The following is a 22669-nucleotide window of genomic DNA, read 5'->3' as shown; positions in this document are numbered from 1 at the left end:
ATTATACCAGAATTAATTCAGCACACAAATTTAATATCTTTAACTATTTACTTTTTTCTATTACTTTCATAATTTTAGACATTAAATCTATCTGCTTTATCTTACCAAGTTTGCCTTTTTTGCAATCTTTCTCCGAAAATTTTGAAACAGAATTTCTTCCTGCCCCATAGATTAAAATGGGAATAGCTTCTTTACAATGCCTTTCTAACAAAGAACAGGTTGAATGGTCAGCGGTTACTACAATTAAAGTGTTTTTAAGATCTAATAAAGATTTTATATTTTTGTCAATCTTTTCAATAAATTTCTTTTTGCCTAAAAAATCTCCATCATGAGCAAAAGTATCGGTAGCTTTTATATGTAAAAAAACAAAATTATATCTTTTCAAAGCTTTTTTTGCAGCTAAAATTTTACCTCCAAGATTCGTATTGGCAAAACCGGTCGCTCCTTTTACAGAAATTTCATCCATCCCTATAATTTTTGCTACACCTTTATAAAGAGCTCCAGCTGCAACACAAACTGCTTTCAAATTATATCGTTTTTTGAAAGAAGGTACTTTCCTTAATTTCCCTGCTCCTCTTACTAAAAGATAATTTGCCGGTAAAAGTTTTCTTTTAATTCTCTTTTTATTAAAAGGATGATTTTTTAAAATAAGATGTGCTGTAGTTAAAAATTTATTTAAAACTTCTGCTATTTTTTGGGCTGATTTTGATTTGTTTAGAGGAAGAATCTTTTTTACTTTTACCCCTTCTTTATTCGGATCTCCATCTGAAACTTTATTTGATAAATCTCTACCTCTCAATATTAATACTGCTCGATGGCCAGAAGATTTTTTAAGTAGAAATTTAATCCCATCAATTACTTTTCCGTTTAAAGATTCTACTAATGGTTGGGTTTTATCAATTCTTCCTGCTCTTCGGTCAATAATCTTGAGATTTTTATCTATTGTTCCAAAATTTACCCTAAAAGCTATATCTTTTTTTCTCATCCGCATTCCAACTCCGGCAGCTTCATAGACTCCCCGGCCTAAAAAATAATCTTTATAACCAAACAAGGCAACGTGAGTACCTTCTGAAGTAGGCTCTTTTTCCCAAGGAAACAAAAAGGGTAAAATTAAACCAGAAATTCCATTTTCAGCTAAATAATCTAAATTTGGAGTACTGGCCGACTCCAAAGGGGTCTTATTATTGAGTTTTTTTATGGGTCTATCTCCAAGACCATCAATAATAATAAAGAGGATTTTCATATTTCCTCTTCTATCTTTAATAATCTGTTATACTTTGCTACTCTCTCTCCACGAGCCGGAGCTCCAGTCTTAATGAAATCGGCTCCAATTCCTACTGCAAAATCAGCAATAAAGTCATCATTAGTTTCCCCCGAGCGATGAGAAACTATTATCTTCCATCCAAAATCTTTAGCTAACTTAGCTGCTTCAAAGGCCTCTGAAACCGTTCCAATTTGGTTTATTTTCAAAATCACAGCATTTACAGCATCTTTTTCTCTTGCCTCTTTTATTCTTTTTGAGTTGGTAACTAAAAGGTCATCCCCAATCACCAAAAATTCCTTGCCAGATCCTTTTGTAATTTCCCTAAATCCTTCCCAGTCATCTTCTGAAAAAGGATCTTCTAATCCTAAGATTGGATACTTTGAAATAAGGTTTAAATAATACCTCTTTAAACCCTCTCTTGTAAAAATACCAATTTTCATTTTGTATTTCCCCTCCTCAAAAAACTGAGAAGCAGCTATGTCTAAAATAATTTTAATCTCTTTTTCATAATTTAAAGTTCTGGCTGCTTCTAAAATTATTTCCAAGGCTTGTTCTGCAAATAAAAGAGGGGGAGCAAATCCTCCTTCATCTCCCAAATTTACAGCTTGCTTTCCGTATTTCTTTGAAAGAAGGATTTTTAACTGATGATAAATTTCTGAGGCTACTTTTAAATTTTCGGAAAAAACGTCTCTTTGAGGAATAACCATAAATTCTTGAATGTCTAAATCGTTTCCAGCATGAACTCCGCCGTTAATAATATTGAATGAGGGAAATGGTATTTTGTATTTAGTAGCTGGTATTTTATATAGAGTTTCAGCAATCTCCTTTATATATTGGAAAAGCTCTAATTTCTTAGCTTTAGCCCCTGCCCTGCAAACAGCCAAAGAAACTGCGCAAATTGCATTAGCTCCCAAACGAGATTTATTGTCCGTTCCATCCAATTTAATCATTAACTCATCAATCTCTTTTTGTAAGATTAAATCCTTACCCTTAAGCTCAGGATTAATTATTTCATTTATGTTCTTTACTGCTTTTAAAACCCCTTTACCAAAATATCTTTTTCCTCCATCTCTTAACTCCATTGTCTCGTATTTTCCGGTTGAAGCTCCCGATGGTACAGATGCCAGAAAGCTTCCCAGATTTGTTTTTAAATCAACCTCAATAGTAGGATTGCCCCTTGAATCCAAAATTTCTCTCGCTTTTATGCTGTTGATTAAAGAAGATTTCATACCTTTAATCCTTTTAAATAATTAAAAGCAGCTAATGCAGCTTTTGTCCCTTCACCACAGGCAGTGGTAACTTGTTTGAATTTTCCCACATTGACATCACCGGCAGCAAAAAGACCCGGAGTTTTTGTCTGGCAAGTTTCGAACTCAATCTTTATTTCATCTTCCTCGTTAAAATCAACAAGACCCTTAACAAAAAATGTGGTAGGTTGATAACCTATTTCCACAAAAATTCCTTCAACATCTAATGTTTTTTCTTCCTTTGTTTTCCTGTCCTGATAAACTAATGAATTAACAAATTTATCTCCTTTAATTTCTTTTAAAGCAGCGTTTGTTATTATCTTAACCTTTCCGCTTTTTTCCACTGCTTCTTGGTTTTCCTTATCAGCTTTAATTTCTGAGCCATATTCTAAAATATAAATCTTCTTTGCTAAATTAGTTAAAAATAAAGCTGTCTCAAAAGCTGAATTTCCTCCTCCTATTACGGCTACGGTTTTGCCAGAAAATACTGCTCCGTCGCAATTATGAACAATAAAATTTTTTGCTATGTAAGTATTATTCCCTTCTACTCTTAAATTATAGACTCTCCCTCTATAACCTTCAGATTCAACCTCTCTAATGGGCAAATAAAGATAATTTCCTTTTATCCAAGCATGTCTGCAGACCCTATTTCTCTTATCCATGTAGGGATGATAAACAGATAAAATTTCACTCATTTTTTTAAGAGAAGGTCCACCTATCCTAATATGATATTTATCGTAATTAAATCTTATCTTTCTTCCTCCTATCTCTCCTGGCACTTTATTGAGTTTTTCTTTCTTCCTTCTCTCAATCCCCGGAATAATTTTAAATCTTAAAAGTATGTCTCGCATTTGATAAGCTAACGTCCTTGAGGTTGTAACAATACAAAAATCTTTGTTCCTCAGACAACCGTCTCCTCTATAAAATCCTTTTATTATCTCCTTTTGTTTCTCCAAGGGCAAAAATAACATCCAATGAGGTATTTTTTTGTTTGGAGCATTCTTCCCAAATAGTGTTTGAAATAAATCTCTAACTAACTTTGAAAATATAGATATTCTAACCACTCCACCTGCAGTTTTAACATAGGGATTCAGAGAAAATAATTTCTTGATTAAATTTACTGAATCATTTATATATTTCTTTTCCTTTTTGTTAAAATAAATCATTACTTCTTGCCTTCCTAAAGATCCTTCAGCAAGATAATATCCTCCTAGTCTTAAAAATTTCTCATCCACTGGTATTACATCGGAAATCCGATGTGAAGTGTAAGTTTCCTGATCATTCTTAGCCTTTCCATTTTTTACCTCTACTCCTAAAATTTTAGAAAATCTAATTTTTTCTATATCCTTAATCTTTGAGATTATGGGATACAAAACTACATCTTGGGAATTCAATTCTTCAGCTTTTTTCCATTTTGGCTTATCTATTACTTGGACTTTTCTATGGGGAATCCTTTTAACTTTTGAAGTCAATACGGGGTGGTTTGAAGTTAATCGAACCGGTTCTGTAAAAAATCTAATTTTTACTTTTATTATTTTCCCTCTGTAATCACGTCCTATTATCTGACTTATATTCTTAAAATTTCTATCACCTGTTAAAACCTGGTGAGATATTCCTATTTCTTCAATCTTTTCTAAAGAATTATTAGCTACTATTTCTTCTCCCGAAGGAAGACATACGGCGCAATAACTTACTCCTTTTCCAATAAATTCTTTTTCTCCGGGTACTTCTAAAGGTCGGGGGTCAGCTCCGGAAGCAACAATTACTGCTTTTGCCTCAAATTCTTTTTTACTCCGAGTTGAAATAAAAAAAGATTTATTAACTTTCTTTACTTTTATTACCTCGTCTCTTTCAATATCAATTTTATATTTACTTAACTGCTTTTTAAATTTTTCAACCAGTTCTATTCCTGAAATTGCTTCAAATCCCGGATAATTCTCTATCGCTACGGCTTTTTTAGCTATTTGACCTCCAAAATCTTTTGTGATTAAAAGTGTATTTATTTTTTGTCTTGCTGCATAAATACCAGCTGTAATTCCAGCTGGCCCACCTCCAATTATAATTAACTCATAAGGCATACAACTTTTTTGAATTTATTTAGTGTAAAACTTCGGAAATAGCTTCTATTACATCTGTAGCCAATAGTCCTTCTTTCAGTTTTTTAGCTGCCAGTTCTCCTGCTTTTCCACTAATATAAGCGGCTGCTTTAGCTGCAGTAAATGAATCGATATTTCTGGAAAGTAAAGCTCCGCAAATTCCAGCTAATGCATCACCTGTTCCCCCTACTGACATATAGGGGCTTCCCGTTTCATTTAAGGCTATTTCTTTACCATTGGAAATAATATCTGGTTTTTCTTTAAGTAAAATTGTAGTCTGCAGTCTTTCAGCCTCCTCTCTCACTAATTTTATTTTCTCTTTATAAGGAAGTTCATAAATCCTTTTTTTTGTCAGTACAAAAAACTCATAAGAGTGGGGAGTAATTAAAAAATTCCTCCCTCTTACTATGTCTGGATTCTCACCTAAGGCATAGATGCCATCTGCATCAATTACCACAGGTACTGAAACTTCATTAAGATAGTCTAAAATTACCTCTTGAGTTTCTTTTGTTCTTCCTGTTCCTCCTCCGATAACTACAGCTACTTTCCCTCTCGCTACCTCTTCTGCCGATTTTGTTATTGTAATTAGGGTTGATAAATGTTTTTTTTCTAACCATTTCCCTTCCAAAGGATAAGTTGCTAAATCGGGAGAAAAAGAAGCAATAATATCTGCTGCCCTCTCTGGAGCAAGAATTCTCACCATATCAACTCCGGCTCTAAAAGCGGCCATTGCAGAGAGTGCCGGTGAACCAGAATAATAGTCTGAACCACCAATTACTAATAGAAGCCCGAAATCATATTTTCGGTAATATACATCTTTTTTTCTTTCTTTATAAATATCATTTAAGATTTCTTTAGTTACTTTAATCATAGTGGTATAAATTACTGTTTATAGTTTAAGGTTTATTATCCTTGGGTCATTTTTTTTCTGAGAAAAGTTGGGGTTTCCCAAACTTTTTCTTTAGATATTATTTCAGCTTCTTCCTGCTCAATACCTTTTCTTACTTCAAGAGCATTTCTCCTAACCTTCACCCTTTTTTTTTCTTTCTTCTTTTTTTTCTTTGGCTTTTTTTCCGCCAATCGGCGGATTGGTTTCTTTTTTAAAGAAACGGGCTGTTTGGGTGGTTTTGGTGGTTCAGATACAATCTCTTCAATTTTCTTTTTTTTAGGCTTTAATTTTCTCTTTTTTGATTTGTCAGCTTGAATTTTTTTTGGCTTTTTTGTAGGTTTTCTAAAAAAGATTTTAGAACTACATCCTGTTGCTAATAAACTTATTCTAATCTTTGAACTTTTTTTAGTACCAGAAATTCCAAAAATTATCTTAGCTGTTCTGTAAACCTTCTTTGCAATAGTTTTTGAAATCTGATTAACCTGAGCTAAAGAAAGGTCTTTTTGACCTGAGATATTAAACAAAACTCCTTTAGCTCCATCAATGCTGTATGGATACAAAGGAGAATTTATTACTTTATCAATCGCTTCTTTCTCTTTTTCTTTTCCTATCTCAATGGAATTTAAATAAGCTAACGTTCCCTTTTCTTTAAAAATAGTCCTTAAATCAGCAAAATCAATATTAATTAAACCTGGTTTATATATTATTTCAATTAAGCTTTGCAGGGAATCTGATAAACTTTTATTGATAGTAGAAAGAGCTTTTTTGAGAGGAGCTGTCCTTTCTATAATTTGAAAAATTCTCTCATTAGGAATAATAGATAAGGCATCCAGTTTTGTTTTAAGTATTTCCAAAGAATCTTTGGCAATTCCCATTTTTTTTTCACCCTCAAATTTAAAAGGAAAGGTGAAAATACCATATGTTAAATTACCTAAATTCTTTGAGATGTTAGCAAAAACCGGCGCTGCCCCAGAACCCAATCCCCCTCCCAGACAAGCAACCAAAATAACGAAATCTTGACCTTCCATTATTTTTTTTATTCGCTCTTTTTCGTTCTTAGCAGCTTCTTCCCCAATTTCGGGGTTCATACCGGTTCCCAGCCCATGAGTTAAATTTTCTCCAAAATAAAATTTTTTAACTTTTCTTGAAAATCTTCCCAAAGCTTTTAAGTCGGTATTGGCAGCAAAAAAAGAAGCCCCTTTCACCCTCTGGGCTATCTCTGAAACTATAGAACCTCCTCCCCCTCCAATTCCAATTACTCGAACCTTTATTTTCTTAATGTCTTTTGGTTCGCTTTTTTTTAATTCCTTTCTCTTTTTAAAAGTTTTTCTACGAGAAACTCTTTTTTTCCGCCAACTGGCGGATGGTTTTTTCTTCTTTTTCCTCATTGCTTTAGTATAAGATTTTCAATATAAACGGTCAAATTGACTACAATTATAACAATAATTTAAAATCTCCCCCTATTTTATTAGGCATAAATAACAATCTCGTTCTCTAAATTAATCTTTAGTTCTACCTGTTATTATTTATTTATTTATATACACCAACTGAAACTCTCGACTTTTAAAACTTATTTAATTATACCAGTTTAAAAAATTTAACCAAACCTGGTTTTGGAATAATTTTCCAGCAGTGAACCAATTAGATAGTCAGTTATTCGTTGATTAGTCAAATCTAAAATGGAAGCATTTAAAAAAGTTATTTATTTAAAATTTTATAATAAATCTTCTCATATTCTTCTACCATTTTCTTCGCAGAAAATTTTTTTTCAATATGTTCTCGACAATCTTTGGGGTTTATTCTATCTATTTTCCTTAAAGCTCTTTTTAACCCCTCAATTCCTTCTTTTGGTTTAACGACAAAACCAGTTTTCCCATTAATTACAAGTTCAGAAACAGACCCTCTATTAAATCCAATGACTGGTGTCCCGCAAGATTGAGCTTCGGCCATTACCAAACCGAAGGGTTCTTCCCAATTAACGGTCATCAAAAATGCTTTTGCTTTTTGCATCAACTTTACTACCTCCTTTTTGCTTAAAGGTTGTTCAAAGGATACCGGCCCTATCCATTTGATTTTCTTTGATAGATAAGGCTTAACATCTCTTTCAAAAAATTCTGGATCTTCTACATTTCCTGCCAAAAGAAGGTTTAAGCCAGTTTCCTTAGCTAATCTTATTGCCCATCTCACTCCTTTAGGATCCATAAAATTTCCCTTTTTATCTTTAGCTTTACTCAATCTTCCAATCCATAAAAGATAACCTTCTTTCTTAGAAGAGAATTTGTACAAATTTGTATCTATACCATTGTAGATTACTCTATAAATTTTTGTTTTTTTGGCTAGGTCTTTAGCTGCTTTTGAAACACAAATAAAATAAGAATCAGGGAATAGAGATAAAATATTATCTAATTCAGGCATCATTTGGGCATGAATAGTTGTCACAATCGGAATTTTAATATTCTTTTCAACGAGTAAATTTATGAATTCTGGATAACAATGATTATGAATAATATCGAAATCATTCCCAATCTTCTCAAGAACTTTTGCCATTTTAGCCAAAAAAGAAATATGGGTATAAAAAGGATTCTCAAGAGAAGAAGACAACTCATAAAAACCCTTCTTAATTACTGGAATAATTTTTACTCTTGGAATATAACTATCTTTTGTTCCTAAAACAGAAACTTTATGTTTTCTTTTTTGAAGACCAGTAGCTAAATCAAAAATAACTCTTGGCCTTGCAGCAGTAATTTTTGGAGAAATTTTTCTTGTGAGAGGGGCGATAATGAGAATTTTCATAAACTTTATTTTCTATTGTTCCCACAAGCTCTTTTATAAAGGCTATTGAATTTCTTAGCAGTTTTTTGCCAGGTAAACTTTTTTTCAACTGTTTTTCGTGCATTTTCTCCCATTTTTTTTCTTAGCTCATCATTTTCTAATAGTTTATTACAGGCCTCTGCGATTTTCAATGAGTTCCTTACTCTAACAAAGAGTCCATTATAGCCACTTTTTACCAAAAGAGGAATTCCTCCTTTTCTAGTAGCTATTACGGGAGTTTTAGCAGCCATTGCTTCCAGAATAGAAAGACCTAAAGCCTCTTCAACTACTGAAGGGGCAACAAAGACATCAGCCCTGTAATAAAAATCAATTAAGCTTTCATGCATTAAATATCCTATAAGGTGGACGTTCTTAAGCTTCTTTCTGGCAATGAGGTCAGAAAGATACGGTCTCTCAGGCCCTTCTCCAACTATAAAAACTTCTCCCTTAATTTCCTTGGCTGCATTTGCTAAATATTTCACTCCCTTTTCTGAACTAAGCCGGCCGGAAAAAAGAACTAATTTTTTACCTTTAAGTTTGTATTTTTTATCTATAGAAGAAGTATCTAATTGAAGAGGAAAAAGCTTCATATCTACTCCTCCAGGGATTATGTAAGTATTCTTGAGATACTGCCTGCCAAATACTTTCAAAAATCTACTTCGAGTATTTCCACTTACAGTAGTGATTGCTTTAGCAAATCTCACTGCATCCTTACATAGAGGTAGATATCTCTTATTAGAAAGAATATTATATAGACAACTTCCGTGGGAAGTGATGATATATTTGATATTTTTTAAGGCATTGGCATATCTTGCCACCCAGCTAATTAAAGAAAGATGCTGAACATGAATTATGTCTGGCTCAAAGTTTGCTATTGCCTCCAAGGTTATATCCAAATAAGATTTATAAATGCTGGTAATTTCTCTCTCGCTCAATTCTGAATATCTTTTAGCTCCTTTTAATTCTGGATGACCGATGAAGACTGGAATTTGAGGAAGACTAACCCGGTATTGTTTAATCTTCTCTCCTAAAAACCGGCGTTCTTCTGGACAAACAACGCCTATTTTATAGTTCAATTTAACTAATTGAATAATGAGATTTCTGAGATATGTACCACTTCCTGACCCCCATAAAGGGAAATCATAGAGGAATAGAATTTTCACAATAAAGCTGTTTTAAAATCCCGTTATTAGTGGAATTTTATAACAGAATGTTTTGTATAGTTTTCATTATATTCTGTCAAGATATCATGTCAACTCGTTGCGAGAGGACCCCTGGAAAGAAAACTCGACTTTCTTGCGAAAGTCGGCTCGAACCGTGTTTCATTGAATCAAGATATAAAATTTATTCCGCGCCCCGCGTGGAAAATAATCTCAAATTTGCCCGATTTTGCTCTCTTGCCCCAAAGGGACGCACCAAAAATTAAAGCGAGACATATAGAATATCCTAAAGTGCTGGGCATCGTGGACAACGTTAGAACCGTATTTCAACGTTCAGATGAGTATATTTACATCCCAGATTTAAGTCCAGAAAGCTAATTGCTATAAAATATCATATTTTACCCTACCCTGCTACTCACTATATATTTAAAAAACCCGAGCTAATCCACCAGCTGGCGGAGGCGTAGGAGGGCTTCGGACGGATAAATCGGGGCTATTTTAAGCTAAAATGAGACGAGTGAGATAGTATAAAAATGATAGCTATTAAACAGGATAGATTGGTTTTAACTACGATTGAATGATAGAAATAAACTTTCTGAGATGTTCTTTTTTCTTACCTTTTTTCCACAGAATAGTTTTCATCTTTAGCCTTTTAGCTGCAATAATGTTTTCCTCAGTATCATCCATAAATAAACAATTTTTTGGTTTTACATTTAGTTTTTTACAGGTAATGAGGTAAATTTTTGGATTTGGTTTTTTTACTTTTTCTTTAGCAGAATTAACAAAAGCATCAAAAATATTAAAACCAAATTTTTTCTTCCAGTATTTTTCTGCTAAATTATTTCCATTATTAATTACAGCCAGCTTGTAATTCTTTTTTAAAATGGGTAACAAATCCCACAACTCTTTAAATTTCTCATACTTTCGAGGAATATATGGTAAAGCTTCGCTAATTTCTTTAGTAGTCAAACCTGCTTTTTCTTTTAAATCTGATAAAAGTTTCTTATCATCTAAATGGTTGTAAAACTTTTCAATTTTTTCCGCATTAATTTCTCTCTGGCTTCTAGGAATATAATTTATTTTTTTAAATAAAAGAACCCCCACCATGTCAAAAATAATTGCTTTAATACTATTGTTGGCTATTTTTATTTTCATATTTTAGTTAATAAATTATACCAAAAATTTATATCTTGGGCGATTTTTTTCCTGGACGATTTCATGGAATAAAAAAGCGAACGCTTAATTTTACAAATGTTCGCTATAGATTATGATGTCTTCTTCTCTTCTTCGGACTAAAAGGCATATTTAATACCGCATTTTTTGCAGTAAAAACCCTTGCTTACACGATGAAATTGTTGCCGAGAGCCCGGACCAATTACTGGTGGGCCAGTACTTGGATCATATTCCATCTTAAATGTTTCAAAAATATCTCCTCCACAAACTTTACACTTTCTCCCAGTAGATCTTTCCATTTCGGGCTTGACATCCGAAGCATAAAACGGTTTATGTGTTTTAGCATTTTCATCCATAACTTCATTTACAACCTTATTAATTTCTTTTTCTTTTTCACTTGGCATTTTTTTATATCGCCTCTTTCATAATTTTTATTCTTAATTTTAAAGGTTCTTCCTAAATTAATATAAATATCTTAAAGGAAAATGTCAAATTTTTGAACGTAAATAAAATAAAAAGAGTAATTATTAATTACTCTTTTTTTATACCTCTAGGTCGCTCGTAAGTTTTATTAAATTCTCTTTTTCTTCTAGATCCGCTAGTTTTCTGCGATTCAGTTTTAAATTATAACTAAGTGAAGAATTATTAACTAAATCTGCTAAGCAGTCAGCATAATTATAGTGTGTAATAAATACCTCTTTTTCTTGAGATGCATCCATAAGTAAAACAAAGTAAGTAAAGATTATCTTTTTTTAAGATAGCACTATTATTATAAAACTCAAACGAAAACCCAATCAGTCAATTGATTGGGTTAAATGCTTCTCGGTCGCTCGAACCGAGCACTAGCCTGCTCCGGGGGCTGGACGAGGTTAGAACCTGTTTGGCAGTTCTGTAATAAAAAAATATGGTGATTAATGCACCATAATTTAATTAGTATCCAAACCTTTTTAAACGCTTAACCAATCCCTTCTATACATTGCATCCCAGAAACCTTCGCGACAACCATCACAATAATCATTTTCTGTTACTTCGGTTCCATCATAAGCAGGATGGCTACATATCCCCTTCTGTTCCTCTTTTTTCTTTGTTTTTATTTCTTCTTTTGGTTTAAACCACCAACATTTACCGCATATCCTTCCCAATTTCTTCCTAATCCTTAAGTCTTTTCTTTTACCCATTTTGAGGTCCTCTCTATTTAAATTTGCTGAATTCTTTTTACCATATCCTTAACTTTCGTCAATCAAAAACCCCGCCTTGGCGGGGCTAACTAACTCCAGGGGTAGGATTCGAACCCCTCTCGGTCGCCCTGGGGCTATGGGCGGCTCGGTCTCGGAAATAGTTCAATCTCTAGAGCAGGTACTCCACACCTCGTTACTCACTATTTCTTTAAAAAACGCATAATTCACATATTGGAGAACCCTTAATAGGTTCTTGTTCTTCGCAGGCTTTGGAAAGAGACATTTTCCAGTCATTGCTCTGGCAAAATTCTTCTATGCTTTGAAACATGGATTTGTTTTTTCCAGCGCAGTCCTCTGGGCAATTGCATGGATTTTCATTATAGTTCAAATGGTTTTCACAAATCCCGTCTCCGCACTTTATACAGAGTCCTATATTAGATTCCGATGGTAACCCAACTTCATAACATACATCTGCGATTGAAAAACGTGTATCGGGGATGGGAAACCATTCTTTTAGACCTTCGCAACAACTGTCAAGGTATTGATCAGATACTCTTGAGAATGTCTCTCCATCTTTTGCACACTGAGAGAGTTCTTCCACATCAATAGTTATTTCTAACTTCCCGCACTTCACTGTTACATCATTGATATCAGGTTCTTGCGGGGTAGACCCTCCGGAAACCGTACAAACAATCTGGTCTTTTTTATATCCTTTCAATCCAACAAAAGTGCCATCAGCCATATTGTAAAGGTCCTTTTCAAAACCTCTATCTATCAAAAAAGACTCAACGCTGTCATACTGCTCGCTTGATATGCGTGTAGCTTCAAATCCTTTTCCTGATATATCCACCTCTTCCACTTTTGGATCTACCTTAACCACCCATTTAAATTCAACTGGTTGTATCTCTGAAAAATCTATCCCAGTTTCTTGTTCAAGGTCTTCAAGAAGATTTGAAACTTCATCTAAAGATACGCACTCACTTCCATCAAAACATTTATCAGGTCCGCAGTCACAAACTTTTATTTCATGGCTGTTTTCTGGGGAACAACCACAGGGACCGATAAGACACAGGTTTGGGAAATCACCAGTTGCTTTACAACACAATGATGTTAATACCTCTCCTCCAGAATTTATACACGCCTGTTCTTTTTCAGTTAGTTCTTCGGGTGCTAAAGTTGATTGATAAATCCAATAACCTAATCCCGCGACAATGATTATAACAATGATTGCAATTATTGTTTTAGACATATGATTTTGTTATTAAAGTTTTATTATGACCTTTCGTTCTTATTCTACCAACTAATCGCCAAAATGGCGATTAGTTGCAGAGGCTCAGCCCCGAATATGGTTCGATTTACTAGCGGGGTACGGGGATATTTTTTCTCGAACCTTTCAAAAATATGAGGCCTTTCGGTCGCTCGAAAGGTCTCACTAGCCTGCTCCGGCGTTAGGATTCGAACCCCTCTCGGTCGCCCTAACGCCATAAGCGTCTCGGTCACTCGAACTACGCACAGCGATGCTGGAGGGATAGGATTCGAACCTACATTACTGGTTCCAGAGACCAGCTGCCTACCATTAGCAGACCCTCCAATAAATAAGTAATTAAGTAGATAAGTAGTCAAGTGATTAAACAACTAAACCTTCAGATATTTTTTAACAGCTACCATGCTGGAAATAACTCCTAATCCAATCCCCGTAGCAAACTGAATAAAAAGCAGCAACCAAAACCTTTGGGTAAATAATCCAAAAAGATCAAGATTAAAGAAACTCAACACCTTAGGGCTTAGAAACCAACAGGTTATACTGAAAACTAAAAGAGAAATTAATGTAGCTAAAACCCCGCAAATTAGTCCCTGTATTAAAAATGGACCGCGAATAAACCAATTTGAAGCCCCAACAAGTCTTTGTACTTTAATTTCTTTCCTTGAGTTATAAATTGACAACCTGATGGTATTAAAGGTAACTGCAATTGCTACTATTACCAAAATTATAGAAAAAGAAATACCGAATTTGGCAATAATAGAGTTTATAGAATGAATTCTTTCAATAATTGATTTTCGTTGGTAATAATCAATTTTTTCAATAATATTTTCAAATTCTATTCCCTCAAAAAACCGGGAAACTTTTCCGTACTGACTTGGGTCCCAGGTTGTGATGTTTAAAGAAGCTAAAAAGGGATTTCTTCCCAATTCTTCAATTGATTCTATTAAGAGAGGTTCTCTTTCGTGTCTTTTCATAAAATCCTCTAAAGCCTGTTCTTGGGAAACATATTTAATGTTTTTAATCTCGGGAAATTCAGATATTTCTCCTTTTATATCAAAGATTTCTTCCTCAGATGTCTCTTTTTTAAAATAGACTGAAACGTCGACTTTCTCTTGAATACTTACAATTAAAAATTGACTTATATCTCTAAAAATCAAAAGTGAACTTACCAATGTAACGGCTAAAAATAAAATAAAAACTGTAGCTATTGCAAGCTCTCCATCGCGAGAAAAACTATACCAACCTGAGCGAAATATTCTTTTAATTAATTCAAACATAAAAAAGATTTAATTTATAATATGAATCTTCCTTTTTCTCTGTCTCTTATTAATTTTCCTCTTTTTAAGGTAATTACCCTTTTTCCTAATTTGTTAATTATTTCTTTGTTATGAGTGGCTAAAATAACAGTTGTACCTATTTCATGAATTTTAAGTAAAAGTTGAATTATCTCTAAAGTGTGGTAAGGGTCAAGATTTCCTGTCGGTTCATCTGCCAAAATTACATCTGGTCGATGAATTAAAGCTCTGGCAACAGCTACTCTTTGTCTTTCTCCCTGCGAAAGCTCGGCGGGAAAATTATTCTTTCTTTCACTTAAGCCAACAATTTCTAAAACCTTTGGTACATCCCTGGCAATCTCTTTATCTGAAGCTCCAATCACTTCCATCGCATAGGCAACATTTTCATAAGCGGTTTTAGAGGGAAGAAGTTTGTAGTCTTGAAAGATAGCTCCTATCTTTTTACGAAGTTCTGGTAATTCTTCCGAATTTATCTTATGAACATTCTGTCCTTCAAAAAAAACTTTACCGGAGGTAGGTTTTTCTTCAACTAAAAGTAGCTTTAATAAGGTTGTCTTTCCGGCGCCAGATTTACCAACAATCGAAACAAATTCTTTTGGTTTAATTTCAAAAGATATATTTTCCAATGCTACGGTAGGTCTTGATTGAGGAAGATTAAAAGGATAAATTTTGGTAATATTTTGAAATTTAATCATTTTTTTGTTTTAATTCGCAGAATCAAGGTTCTGCCGAGCAGAGCGAGGCATGGTTCTTACCTCGGCTTCAATGAATTGGTCAATTTGACCATCCAAAACTCTTTCAACTTTAGTAGTCTCTACTTGTGTTCTAAGGTCTTTTACTAACTTATAGGGATGCAAAACATAACTCCTGATTTGGTTTCCCCAACTGGCTGAAACTCTTTTTTGTTTTACTTTAGATATTTCCCTTCTGCGATTTTTTTGATAAAAATCATAAAGTCTTGAATAAACTAACTCCATTGCCTTTTTTCTATTTTGGGCCTGGGATCTCTCTGATTGACAAGAAGCTACAATACCCGTCGGCAAATGTTTAATTCTCACCGCTGTCTCTCTTTTATTTACATATTGACCTCCGGGACCCGAAGCTCGATAAAACCCGGTCTTTAAATCGTCAGGATTAATAACGATTCCTTCCTGAGATAAATCTTCAATTTTAGGAATTACTTCAACTAAAGCAAAAGATGTATGACGAAGATTTTTTACTGAAAAAGGAGAAATTCTTACTAATCTGTGGACTCCGCTCTCGTTCTTAAAAAATCCGTAAGCAAATAATCCTTTAATTTCTAAAGTAACTGATTTTGTTCCAATTCTTCCTTCAGGTCCTCCACCCTCTCCAAAAGATTGGTGTAAAATATTAGTTTTAAATCCTTTTCTCTGGCAATACCTTTCATACATTCTCAAAAGCATTGTCGTCCAATCTTGAGCATCTTGTCCTCCAGCCCCTGCATAAATAGATAGAACAGCTCCCCGTCTATCATATTTTTTTGAAAAGAAAATTTTCTTTTCTTTCTCTTTTAACTTTTTCTCTAATCGATGAATCTGTTCTTTGCTATTTATTTTATTTAACTCTTTTTTTAGATTTTCGAAACCAACTATCTCTTCTTTCAACTGGTTAAATTCTCGAGAAATCTTTACTGCTCTTTCCTGATTCTGCCAAAACTTGGTGTTCTGAATTTCTTTTTCTAATTCCTTAAGTTTTTTTCTCTTTTTTTTAATGTCAAAGACAGTCCTCAAGATTGAGGAGTTTAGTTTTTAAATCTTCAATTCTCTCAGAAATATTTTTCATAGCAATATTACACATTATATACTAAAACTATCAAAAATTAAAGAGGTTTTGCATAAGCCGCCTCTCGGGATTGAACCGAGAACCTACCGCTTACGGGGCGATTGCTCTACCATTGAGCTAAGGCGGCAAATTTTAATAATTGGGAGCGAGAGACGGGATTTGAACCCGCGACGTCGTCCTTGGGAAGGACGCATTCTACCACTGAATTACTCTCGCAAGTAAAGATTTAATTTTCTCTAATAGTCTCTGTGAAAAACCTTGTGTCTTCTCTAATTCTTCTTCTTGAGCTCCTGTTAAAGGAATAATCACAACAGGATTTTCTCCTTCTTTCACATATCCTTCTTCTCTGACTCTTTCTTCCCAATAACTTTCCTTTTCTGTTTGAGAAATTCCAGCTTCAAATTGCTCTTTTTCTTTTTCTAAAAATTCAATTTCTTCTTTCAGAGATTCGATTTTCTCTGTCAACTCTGCTCTTTTTTTATTTATCTTAAAACTGGAAAAAGCTAAAAATCCAATAAAAGATAATGTCAAAATTAAAAAGAAAGTCTGAAAAACTATATCTTTTTTAGATTTTTTCTTTTTCTGAATCTTATTTTTTGTTATCATAATAATGAAGGAACCGGTCGCTTCGCTCCCTGTAATTACTTCGTAATTAAGAAGGAACCGGTCGCTTCGCTCCCTGTAATTACTTCGTAATTAAATGAAAAAGGTAAAACCTCAAAAAATATTCAAATTCTTCTGGCTTATTTTAGTAGTTTTAGTGATTTTGAGTATGATTTTCTTTTTATTACTCCCTCTGTTTTGATAGTAATAAAATTCTCAATGATTTTCAACCCCTAAACATCTTTAAAAAAACATTAGAAGGAATATGAATCTGTCCTCTTTCTTTCAGTTTTTTCTTTCCCTTCTTTTGTCTTTCTAATAACTTTCTCTTTCTGGTGACATCACCCCCATAAAGGGGAGCCGTAACGTCTCTTCTTTTAGCTTTTATTGTTGTCCTGGCAATAATTTTACCTGAAACTGCTGCTTGAATGGGTAAAGCAAAAAGCTGAGCAGGTAAAATTTCTTTTAATTTTAAAACTATTTTTTTTCCTTCCTTAAAAGCATTTTCTCTATCTACAATCTTTGAAAAAACATCTTCTTTTTTACCTCCAATTAATATATCAAGTTTAACTAAGTCTCCTGTCTTATAACCTAAAACCTCGTAATTCATTGAAGCAAAACCCTGGCTAACTCCTTTAAGCCGGTCAAAAAATCCAACAATTATTTTTCTTAAAGGAACCTCGTAAGTCAAAATTAGTCTTTGCTGGCTCAGATATTTAGTCTCAATGTATTTCCCTTTCAAGTTCTCTAAACTCTCCAGAATCCGTCCAAGATAATCAATGGGAGTTATTACCTCTAATTTTGTCCAGGGTTCTTTTATTTCTTTAATTTCACTTCTATCTATCCAGTCACTGGCTAAAAAAATAAGTCTCTCTCTGTCTTTTTTATCAATAATTTTATAAATTACAGAAGGAGTGGAAATTATTAAGTCCAACTTATACTCTCTTTTTAACCTTTCACAGATTATCTCAGCGTGTAAAGAACCTAAAAACCCACATTTAAAACCTCGCCCCAAAAATTCTTTTGTCTCTGCCTCAAAGAATAAAGAGGCATCATTTAATTTTAGTTTATTCAATGCTTCTTTCAGGGTTTCAAAATTATCAGGGTTTTCAGGATAAATGGATGCAAAAACCATTGGTTTTGGCTTTTCATATCCGGGCAAAGGATTAATATCTTTAGTTTCTAATTTGGTAATTGTTTCTCCCATAACTATTTTTGTGGATTCTTTAATACCAGTAGCTATATAACCTATTTCACCAGCTTTTAACTCCTGACAGGGTTTAAGAGCAGGACTAAAATATCCCACCTCTTTTATTTGAGATTCTACGCCAGCTTGGATTAAATATATCTTATCACCTGCTCTAATCCTGCCGTCAAAAACCCTAACATAAGTTATTACTCCTTTATAAGAATCATATTTTGAATCAAAAATTAGAGCTTTGAATGGTTTTTCAATATCCCCTTTTGGTGGAGGGATTTTTTTAATAACTTGCTCCAAAATAATTTTAACGTTTGTACCTTTTTTGGCTGAAATGGCAAAAACTTCATCTTTGGGGATATTTAACAGCTCTGCTATCTCTGTTTTTGTTTCCTCAACCTTAGCGTGAGGTAAATCAATCTTATTTACGGCTGAAATAATAACTAAATTTTCTTTTTTGGCTAATTCCAGATTAGCTAAAGTTTGAGCCTGAATTCCTTTTGTAGCATCAACCAGTAAAATTCCACCTTCTACGGCAGTTAAACTCCTTGAAACTTCATAATTGAAATCTACGTGTCCGGGAGTATCTATCAAATTTAGGGTTACAAACCGGTCGCTTCGCTCGCTGTAATGCTTCGCATTAAAGGGTTTAGCGTCCAGGGTATAGTGCATGCGGACAGGCTGCATTTTAATGGTAATACCTTTTTCTCTTTCCAAATCCATCATATCTAAAAACTGAGAACGCATCTTCTCTTTAGGAATAGTATTTGTTAGTTCCAAAAATCTATCGGCTAAGGTAGATTTTCCGTGGTCTATGTGGCTAAAAATTATAAAGTTTACAATATTTTGCATAATTAATTTTCATTGGAAAACTTTTTTAAAAACAAATTTTTGAATTTTTTAATCTCAGGTGAGTTTAAGCTAAAGGTGGCCAACAGATAAACCAAACAGCCAATTAAACTAACTATTACTATTTTTGAAACTTCGTTTCCTAAAGTTTTACTGCTAAAAATGGGTTCAATTATAGAAAGAGTGAAGCAAATCGAAATAATCATCAAAATACCAGCTGCTAAAATTTTTAAAAAAGAATCAAAAATTTCTCTCGATTTAAAATCACCAATTCTTTTTCTAAGAAAAAACATCATTAAAATAAATTGAAAAATAACACCTATAGAAACTGCTAAAGGCAAACCTAATACAGAAATATCTTTTATTCCTTCAAGAGAAAAAGCTTTTATGAAAAGCGTCTTAATTCTTTCTTGTAAAGAAGACTGAGGGGAGATTAAAATTTTAGTCAGAAAAAAACTCAAAGCAACATTAATGAGCATAGAAACAATGGCAATTAAAGTAGGGGTTTTCGTATCTTTTAAAGAAAAAAATGCCCGGAAAAACAAAGGGATTAAAGAAGATGCAAAAAGGCCGATACAAAATAAAGCTAAGGCCGAGGAGGTTAAATTAGCTGCTGTCATCGAGAATTGACCATGTTTTAAAATAATCCCAACAATCTCATTTCTTAAAATAAAAACTAATACACTAATCGGAAGTATTAAATAAAGAATCTGACGAAAAACCAAAGAGAAATTATTAACAAATTTTCCTTTTTCATTTTCAGTCCAATTTTTAGACAAAGTAGGAAAAACAGCCATAGCAAAAGAGGCTCCGATAATTCCAATTGGAAAGTATTGGATGTTATTGGCAAAATTGAAAATAGAAATAGAGCCCTCAGTTAAAGTCGAAGCAATAGCATTAATTACAACCAAATTTATCTGAGAAGCAGAAATTCCAAGGGTTCGAGGAATCATTAAAGTAAAAACTCTTTTAATCTTTGGGTCTTTAAAATCAAGAGTCATTTTGTAGGAAAAACCGCAACTTAAAGCAGAGGGAATTTGAATTGCAAAGTGCAAAAAAGCTCCTAAAACCACTCCTATAGCCACACCTGGAATTCCGAGCTGAGGAGAAAAGAACAAAATACCAAAAATTATTCCCAGATTATATAAAATTGGACAGAGAGCATAAATTAAAAATCGATTAAAATATTGTAAAATTCCAGAAAAAACAGAACTCAGACCAAGGAAAATCGGACTTAAAAGCATTATCCTTGTTAAAAGTATGGTTTTTTCTATTTTTTCTTGACTAAAACCGGGGACAATCAATTTTACCAAAGAAGGAGTAAAGAGAAAAAGAAAAAAGCTAACTAAAATTAGCAAAAATAAAAAAATATTTAAACAGTTTGATGAGAATTTCCAAGCTTCTTCTTTATTTTTTGAGAAATAATCAGAAAATAATGGTAAAAAAGCTACTAAAACTCCACCTAAGATTAAAATGTTATAGACAAAATCAGGGATTTTAAAAGCAGCAAAATAAATATCCAGGTCAGTCCCAGCTCCAAAACTTTTAGCCAGCAACCAATCTCTCATCACTCCTAACAACCTGCTGATTAAAGCAGAAACTGCTAATATTCCGGCTGCTATATTTACTGTTCTTGTTTGATGATTAAAAAGGTGATTTAAATTCATGTATTCTGTATTTTACCTCAGGTATAAGGATTTGACAAAATACTTAGTAATTGATAGAATAAATTGTCTTAGTAAGCTGGGTGATTACCTTCTCGGTAGATATTATCGTGGGGGAGGAAAGTCCGAACACTCTCTCCCGCCAAACGGCGGGGATAAAAAGATAGGGGGTAATACCCCCCGGCTGTAAAGCTAGAGGTGCGAGCAGAGACGCTTCGAGTTGAAAAACGAGAAGCGCCCTCCATAGCTTAAAGCGAAGGAGGGCGAGTTCAGCTATAAAAAGAAGGCTGAAGTGAAACGGCTAAATCCTTATTGGGTGCAAGAACGAACCAAAAACCTGGTTTATCTAGAGTTTTGGGAAAAGTAGTTCGCATGAGCCTTGGGGTAACTCAAAGCCAAGACAAATGATCACCTAACCTCTTAAGAGATAGCTTTTTTCTGATGAGGGTGAACAAAATTCGGCTTATAGGCTTACTAAGACATCAAAAAACCCACATACCATATGTGGATTTTTTGATTAAGAAAAAGAAAACGAAATATTACAGTAATTTTTTAATCTTATCTTTATTATCTAAAGCTTCATTAACCAAAAAATCTGCTTCTTTATTTTTACTGCGAGGAACAAGAGTGAATTTAACCTTTTTAAAATCCAATTTTTGATTCCAAACTGTAATAAATAATGATTGAATTTTTTGCTCTAAAATTTTATACTTTCCGTTTAATTGTTTAACCAACAACTCTGAATCAGACTTTATTTGAACTTCGCTAACTTTTGCAATTTTTTTTCCAAAAAGCTGTTTAAACTTTTTTAAGGCAAAAATTACAGCTAAATATTCAGCCTCATTATTAGTAAGGTCTTCCCCTAAATATTGCGAATATTTTTTAAAAGGTTGACCTTTTTCATTATAAAAAACAATTCCAGCAGCAGATGGTCCCGGATTACCCCTTGAGCCACCGTCAGTATAAATTATTATTTTCTTCATAACGAAATGAAGGAAACAAGGTTCTTGCGAAGCAAGGTTCTTATCTTCTTCATAGATTTTTAATTAAGCAACTTTTAAATTTCTCCAGATTTTCATTTTTTATTCTAAAACCAGAAGCTTTAGCATGACCGCCGTAAGTTATCAGATATTTTTTACATTTTCCCATTAAAGAAACACTGTCAATATTAGAAGGAACTCTGACCGTACCCTGACTTTCTTCTTTCAATTTTTTAAAGATGAAAGTTGGCTTTCCAAAATCTCTACAGACAATTGAAGCTACGGAAGAAATTAAAGGGTATTCCCATAGAGAGTCTCCTTCAAAAATAATAAGTTCTTTACTTTTAAAAATTCTTTCTTCAAGCTCTTGAATAATTTCTTTAACTCTCTCTTTTCTGAGCTTATTCTTTTCTCTTAATCTTTGAATCATTTCTGCTAATTTTTGAGATGAAGAAGTCGTCAAAATTAAAAATGAAGTAGGTATTTTATTTTCTACATCACGAACGTTCAACATAGAAATAATCTTTGAAACTTTCTCGTATAAATTAAAGTTTTTTAAAAAATCAGCTTCAAATAATGTTTTTATTCCCGGCCGCCATGAACTTTCCATATATCCTAATCCTTCTTCAATAAAAAGTTTATTATCATTAACTTTAGGCATCATATCAGCCATGGTAGCTAAAGCCACCAATTCTAAAAAATTTTTTCTTAAACTTTGGCTCATTTTCTCTTTCAATAACAATTCTGAAAGTTTAAAGACAATACCTGCCGTAGCTAATTCTTTAAAAGGATATTTATCTCCTTTTTGTTTTGGGTCGACAATAATATCAGCTTCGGGTAATTTATCTAAAATCTTGTGATGGTCAATAACTATTACTCTAAACTTCATTTTTTTTGCCAATTTTATTTCTTTAAAGTTTCCAATCCCACAGTCTAAAGCAATTAAAAGAGCAGGTTGAAATTTCTTTAAATAATCCAAGCCGTTTTTTGTTATTCCATAACCTTCTTTTTCTCTGTCTGGAAAATAAATAGCGGAAATATTACCGCCTAAGTTTTTAATTGTTTCTTCCAAGATAATAACTGAGGTTGCACCATCTAAATCAGCATCTCCGTAAAGAATTATCCTTTCTTTATTCTTTATTGCTTTAAAAATTCGCCCTGCTACCTTTTTTAGATTCTTAATCGCCATATGCCT

At 33.3% G+C, this 22669-nt stretch carries 18 protein-coding genes, 3 tRNA genes, 1 other RNA gene and 1 pseudogene; 1 reads left to right on the top strand and 22 read right to left on the bottom strand.

Annotated features, from left to right (window positions below; genetic code table 11):
* Positions 1–43: 43 nt before the first annotated feature.
* The 20 genes and pseudogenes from apgM to murJ form a co-directional block, all read right to left on the bottom strand.
* Positions 44–1243: a 2,3-bisphosphoglycerate-independent phosphoglycerate mutase gene (gene apgM / locus IB617_01780; protein UZE92871.1), complete on the bottom strand. Its 1200-nt coding sequence runs from the start codon at positions 1241–1243 to the stop codon at positions 44–46.
* Positions 1240–2493: a phosphopyruvate hydratase gene (gene eno / locus IB617_01775; protein ID UZE92870.1), complete on the bottom strand. Its 1254-nt coding sequence runs from the start codon at positions 2491–2493 to the stop codon at positions 1240–1242. The genes apgM and eno overlap by 4 nt, the downstream gene beginning before the upstream one ends.
* Positions 2490–4589 (bottom strand): FAD-dependent oxidoreductase, encoded by a 2100-nt coding sequence (locus IB617_01770; protein UZE92869.1) that lies wholly within the window; start codon positions 4587–4589, stop codon positions 2490–2492. The genes eno and IB617_01770 overlap by 4 nt, the downstream gene beginning before the upstream one ends.
* 19 nt (positions 4590–4608) lie before the next feature.
* Positions 4609–5478 carry an NAD(P)H-hydrate dehydratase gene (locus IB617_01765; protein UZE92868.1) on the bottom strand — a complete coding sequence of 290 codons (870 nt, stop codon included), beginning with the start codon at positions 5476–5478 and terminating at the stop codon, positions 4609–4611.
* Between the two features lie 35 nt (positions 5479–5513).
* Positions 5514–6884, bottom strand: coding sequence for a cell division protein FtsZ (gene ftsZ / locus IB617_01760; protein UZE92867.1), 1371 nt, complete (start codon positions 6882–6884; stop codon positions 5514–5516).
* 310 nt (positions 6885–7194) lie between these two features.
* Positions 7195–8289, bottom strand: coding sequence for a glycosyltransferase family 4 protein (locus IB617_01755; protein ID UZE92866.1), 1095 nt, complete (start codon positions 8287–8289; stop codon positions 7195–7197).
* Positions 8290–8294: 5 nt separating this feature from the next.
* Positions 8295–9470 carry a glycosyltransferase family 4 protein gene (locus IB617_01750; protein ID UZE92865.1) on the bottom strand — a complete coding sequence of 392 codons (1176 nt, stop codon included), beginning with the start codon at positions 9468–9470 and terminating at the stop codon, positions 8295–8297.
* Positions 9471–10034: 564 nt separating this feature from the next.
* Complete coding sequence (locus tag IB617_01745) at positions 10035–10622, bottom strand: HAD-IA family hydrolase (protein ID UZE92864.1); 588 nt, start codon at positions 10620–10622, stop codon at positions 10035–10037.
* Between the two features lie 137 nt (positions 10623–10759).
* Complete coding sequence (locus IB617_01740) at positions 10760–11044, bottom strand: hypothetical protein (GenBank protein ID UZE92863.1); 285 nt, start codon at positions 11042–11044, stop codon at positions 10760–10762.
* Between the two features lie 543 nt (positions 11045–11587).
* Positions 11588–11818, bottom strand: coding sequence for a hypothetical protein (locus IB617_01735; protein ID UZE92862.1), 231 nt, complete (start codon positions 11816–11818; stop codon positions 11588–11590).
* 208 nt (positions 11819–12026) lie between these two features.
* Positions 12027–13067, bottom strand: a complete 1041-nt coding sequence (locus IB617_01730) for a hypothetical protein (protein UZE92861.1) — start codon at positions 13065–13067, stop codon at positions 12027–12029.
* Between the two features lie 271 nt (positions 13068–13338).
* Positions 13339–13409, bottom strand: a tRNA-Gln gene (locus IB617_01725).
* A 44-nt stretch (positions 13410–13453) separates the two neighbouring features.
* Positions 13454–14359: an FtsX-like permease family protein gene (locus IB617_01720; protein ID UZE92860.1), complete on the bottom strand. Its 906-nt coding sequence runs from the start codon at positions 14357–14359 to the stop codon at positions 13454–13456.
* Positions 14360–14373: 14 nt separating this feature from the next.
* Positions 14374–15072 carry a cell division ATP-binding protein FtsE gene (gene ftsE, locus IB617_01715; GenBank protein UZE92859.1) on the bottom strand — a complete coding sequence of 233 codons (699 nt, stop codon included), beginning with the start codon at positions 15070–15072 and terminating at the stop codon, positions 14374–14376.
* 9 nt (positions 15073–15081) lie between these two features.
* Positions 15082–16173, bottom strand: a pseudogene (gene prfB / locus IB617_01710) (peptide chain release factor 2).
* Positions 16174–16235: 62 nt separating this feature from the next.
* Positions 16236–16307: transfer RNA gene (locus IB617_01705), tRNA-Thr, on the bottom strand.
* Positions 16308–16324: 17 nt separating this feature from the next.
* A tRNA-Gly gene (locus tag IB617_01700) sits at positions 16325–16396 on the bottom strand.
* Positions 16376–16786, bottom strand: coding sequence for a septum formation initiator family protein (locus IB617_01695; GenBank protein ID UZE93526.1), 411 nt, complete (start codon positions 16784–16786; stop codon positions 16376–16378). Before IB617_01695 ends, IB617_01700 begins: the two co-directional genes overlap by 21 nt.
* Before the next feature lie 223 nt (positions 16787–17009).
* Positions 17010–18833, bottom strand: a complete 1824-nt coding sequence (gene lepA, locus IB617_01690; protein ID UZE93525.1) for an elongation factor 4 — start codon at positions 18831–18833, stop codon at positions 17010–17012.
* Between the two features lie 2 nt (positions 18834–18835).
* Positions 18836–20497: a murein biosynthesis integral membrane protein MurJ gene (murJ, locus tag IB617_01685; GenBank protein ID UZE93524.1), complete on the bottom strand. Its 1662-nt coding sequence runs from the start codon at positions 20495–20497 to the stop codon at positions 18836–18838.
* Positions 20498–20565: 68 nt separating this feature from the next.
* Here murJ and rnpB point away from each other — a divergent pair.
* An RNA gene (gene rnpB, locus IB617_01680) (RNase P RNA component class A) lies at positions 20566–20976 on the top strand.
* Positions 20977–21033: 57 nt separating this feature from the next.
* On the opposite strand, the gene IB617_01675 is transcribed toward rnpB, so the two are convergent.
* Both IB617_01675 and IB617_01670 read right to left on the bottom strand, forming a co-directional pair.
* Entirely contained in the window at positions 21034–21477 is a 444-nt protein-coding gene (locus IB617_01675) for a ribonuclease HI family protein (protein ID UZE93523.1), read from the bottom strand.
* A 49-nt stretch (positions 21478–21526) separates the two neighbouring features.
* On the bottom strand, positions 21527–22663 hold the full coding sequence (locus IB617_01670) for a DHH family phosphoesterase (protein ID UZE93522.1): 1137 nt from the start codon (positions 22661–22663) through the stop codon (positions 21527–21529).
* Positions 22664–22669 lie beyond the last annotated feature (6 nt).

Source organism: Candidatus Nealsonbacteria bacterium (genome assembly GCA_026016225.1).
In the GTDB taxonomy this organism is placed as follows: Bacteria; Patescibacteriota; Minisyncoccia; order Minisyncoccales; family JANBVM01; genus Nealson33H.
Note: the sequence above shows the minus strand (reverse complement) of the source record. Positions and strands in the feature narration are given on the sequence as shown.

Coding starts and splice junctions, on each gene's coding strand:
- apgM (UZE92871.1), bottom strand. CDS start 1,243: ATGAAAATCCTCTTTATTATTATTGATGGTCTTGGAGATAGACCCATA.
- eno (UZE92870.1), bottom strand. CDS start 2,493: ATGAAATCTTCTTTAATCAACAGCATAAAAGCGAGAGAAATTTTGGAT.
- IB617_01770 (UZE92869.1), bottom strand. CDS start 4,589: ATGCCTTATGAGTTAATTATAATTGGAGGTGGGCCAGCTGGAATTACA.
- IB617_01765 (UZE92868.1), bottom strand. CDS start 5,478: ATGATTAAAGTAACTAAAGAAATCTTAAATGATATTTATAAAGAAAGA.
- ftsZ (UZE92867.1), bottom strand. CDS start 6,884: ATGAGGAAAAAGAAGAAAAAACCATCCGCCAGTTGGCGGAAAAAAAGA.
- IB617_01755 (UZE92866.1), bottom strand. CDS start 8,289: ATGAAAATTCTCATTATCGCCCCTCTCACAAGAAAAATTTCTCCAAAA.
- IB617_01745 (UZE92864.1), bottom strand. CDS start 10,622: ATGAAAATAAAAATAGCCAACAATAGTATTAAAGCAATTATTTTTGAC.
- IB617_01740 (UZE92863.1), bottom strand. CDS start 11,044: ATGCCAAGTGAAAAAGAAAAAGAAATTAATAAGGTTGTAAATGAAGTT.
- IB617_01735 (UZE92862.1), bottom strand. CDS start 11,818: ATGGGTAAAAGAAAAGACTTAAGGATTAGGAAGAAATTGGGAAGGATA.
- IB617_01730 (UZE92861.1), bottom strand. CDS start 13,067: ATGTCTAAAACAATAATTGCAATCATTGTTATAATCATTGTCGCGGGA.
- IB617_01720 (UZE92860.1), bottom strand. CDS start 14,359: ATGTTTGAATTAATTAAAAGAATATTTCGCTCAGGTTGGTATAGTTTT.
- ftsE (UZE92859.1), bottom strand. CDS start 15,072: ATGATTAAATTTCAAAATATTACCAAAATTTATCCTTTTAATCTTCCT.
- IB617_01695 (UZE93526.1), bottom strand. CDS start 16,786: ATGATAACAAAAAATAAGATTCAGAAAAAGAAAAAATCTAAAAAAGAT.
- lepA (UZE93525.1), bottom strand. CDS start 18,833: ATGCAAAATATTGTAAACTTTATAATTTTTAGCCACATAGACCACGGA.
- murJ (UZE93524.1), bottom strand. CDS start 20,497: ATGAATTTAAATCACCTTTTTAATCATCAAACAAGAACAGTAAATATA.
- IB617_01675 (UZE93523.1), bottom strand. CDS start 21,477: ATGAAGAAAATAATAATTTATACTGACGGTGGCTCAAGGGGTAATCCG.
- IB617_01670 (UZE93522.1), bottom strand. CDS start 22,663: ATGGCGATTAAGAATCTAAAAAAGGTAGCAGGGCGAATTTTTAAAGCA.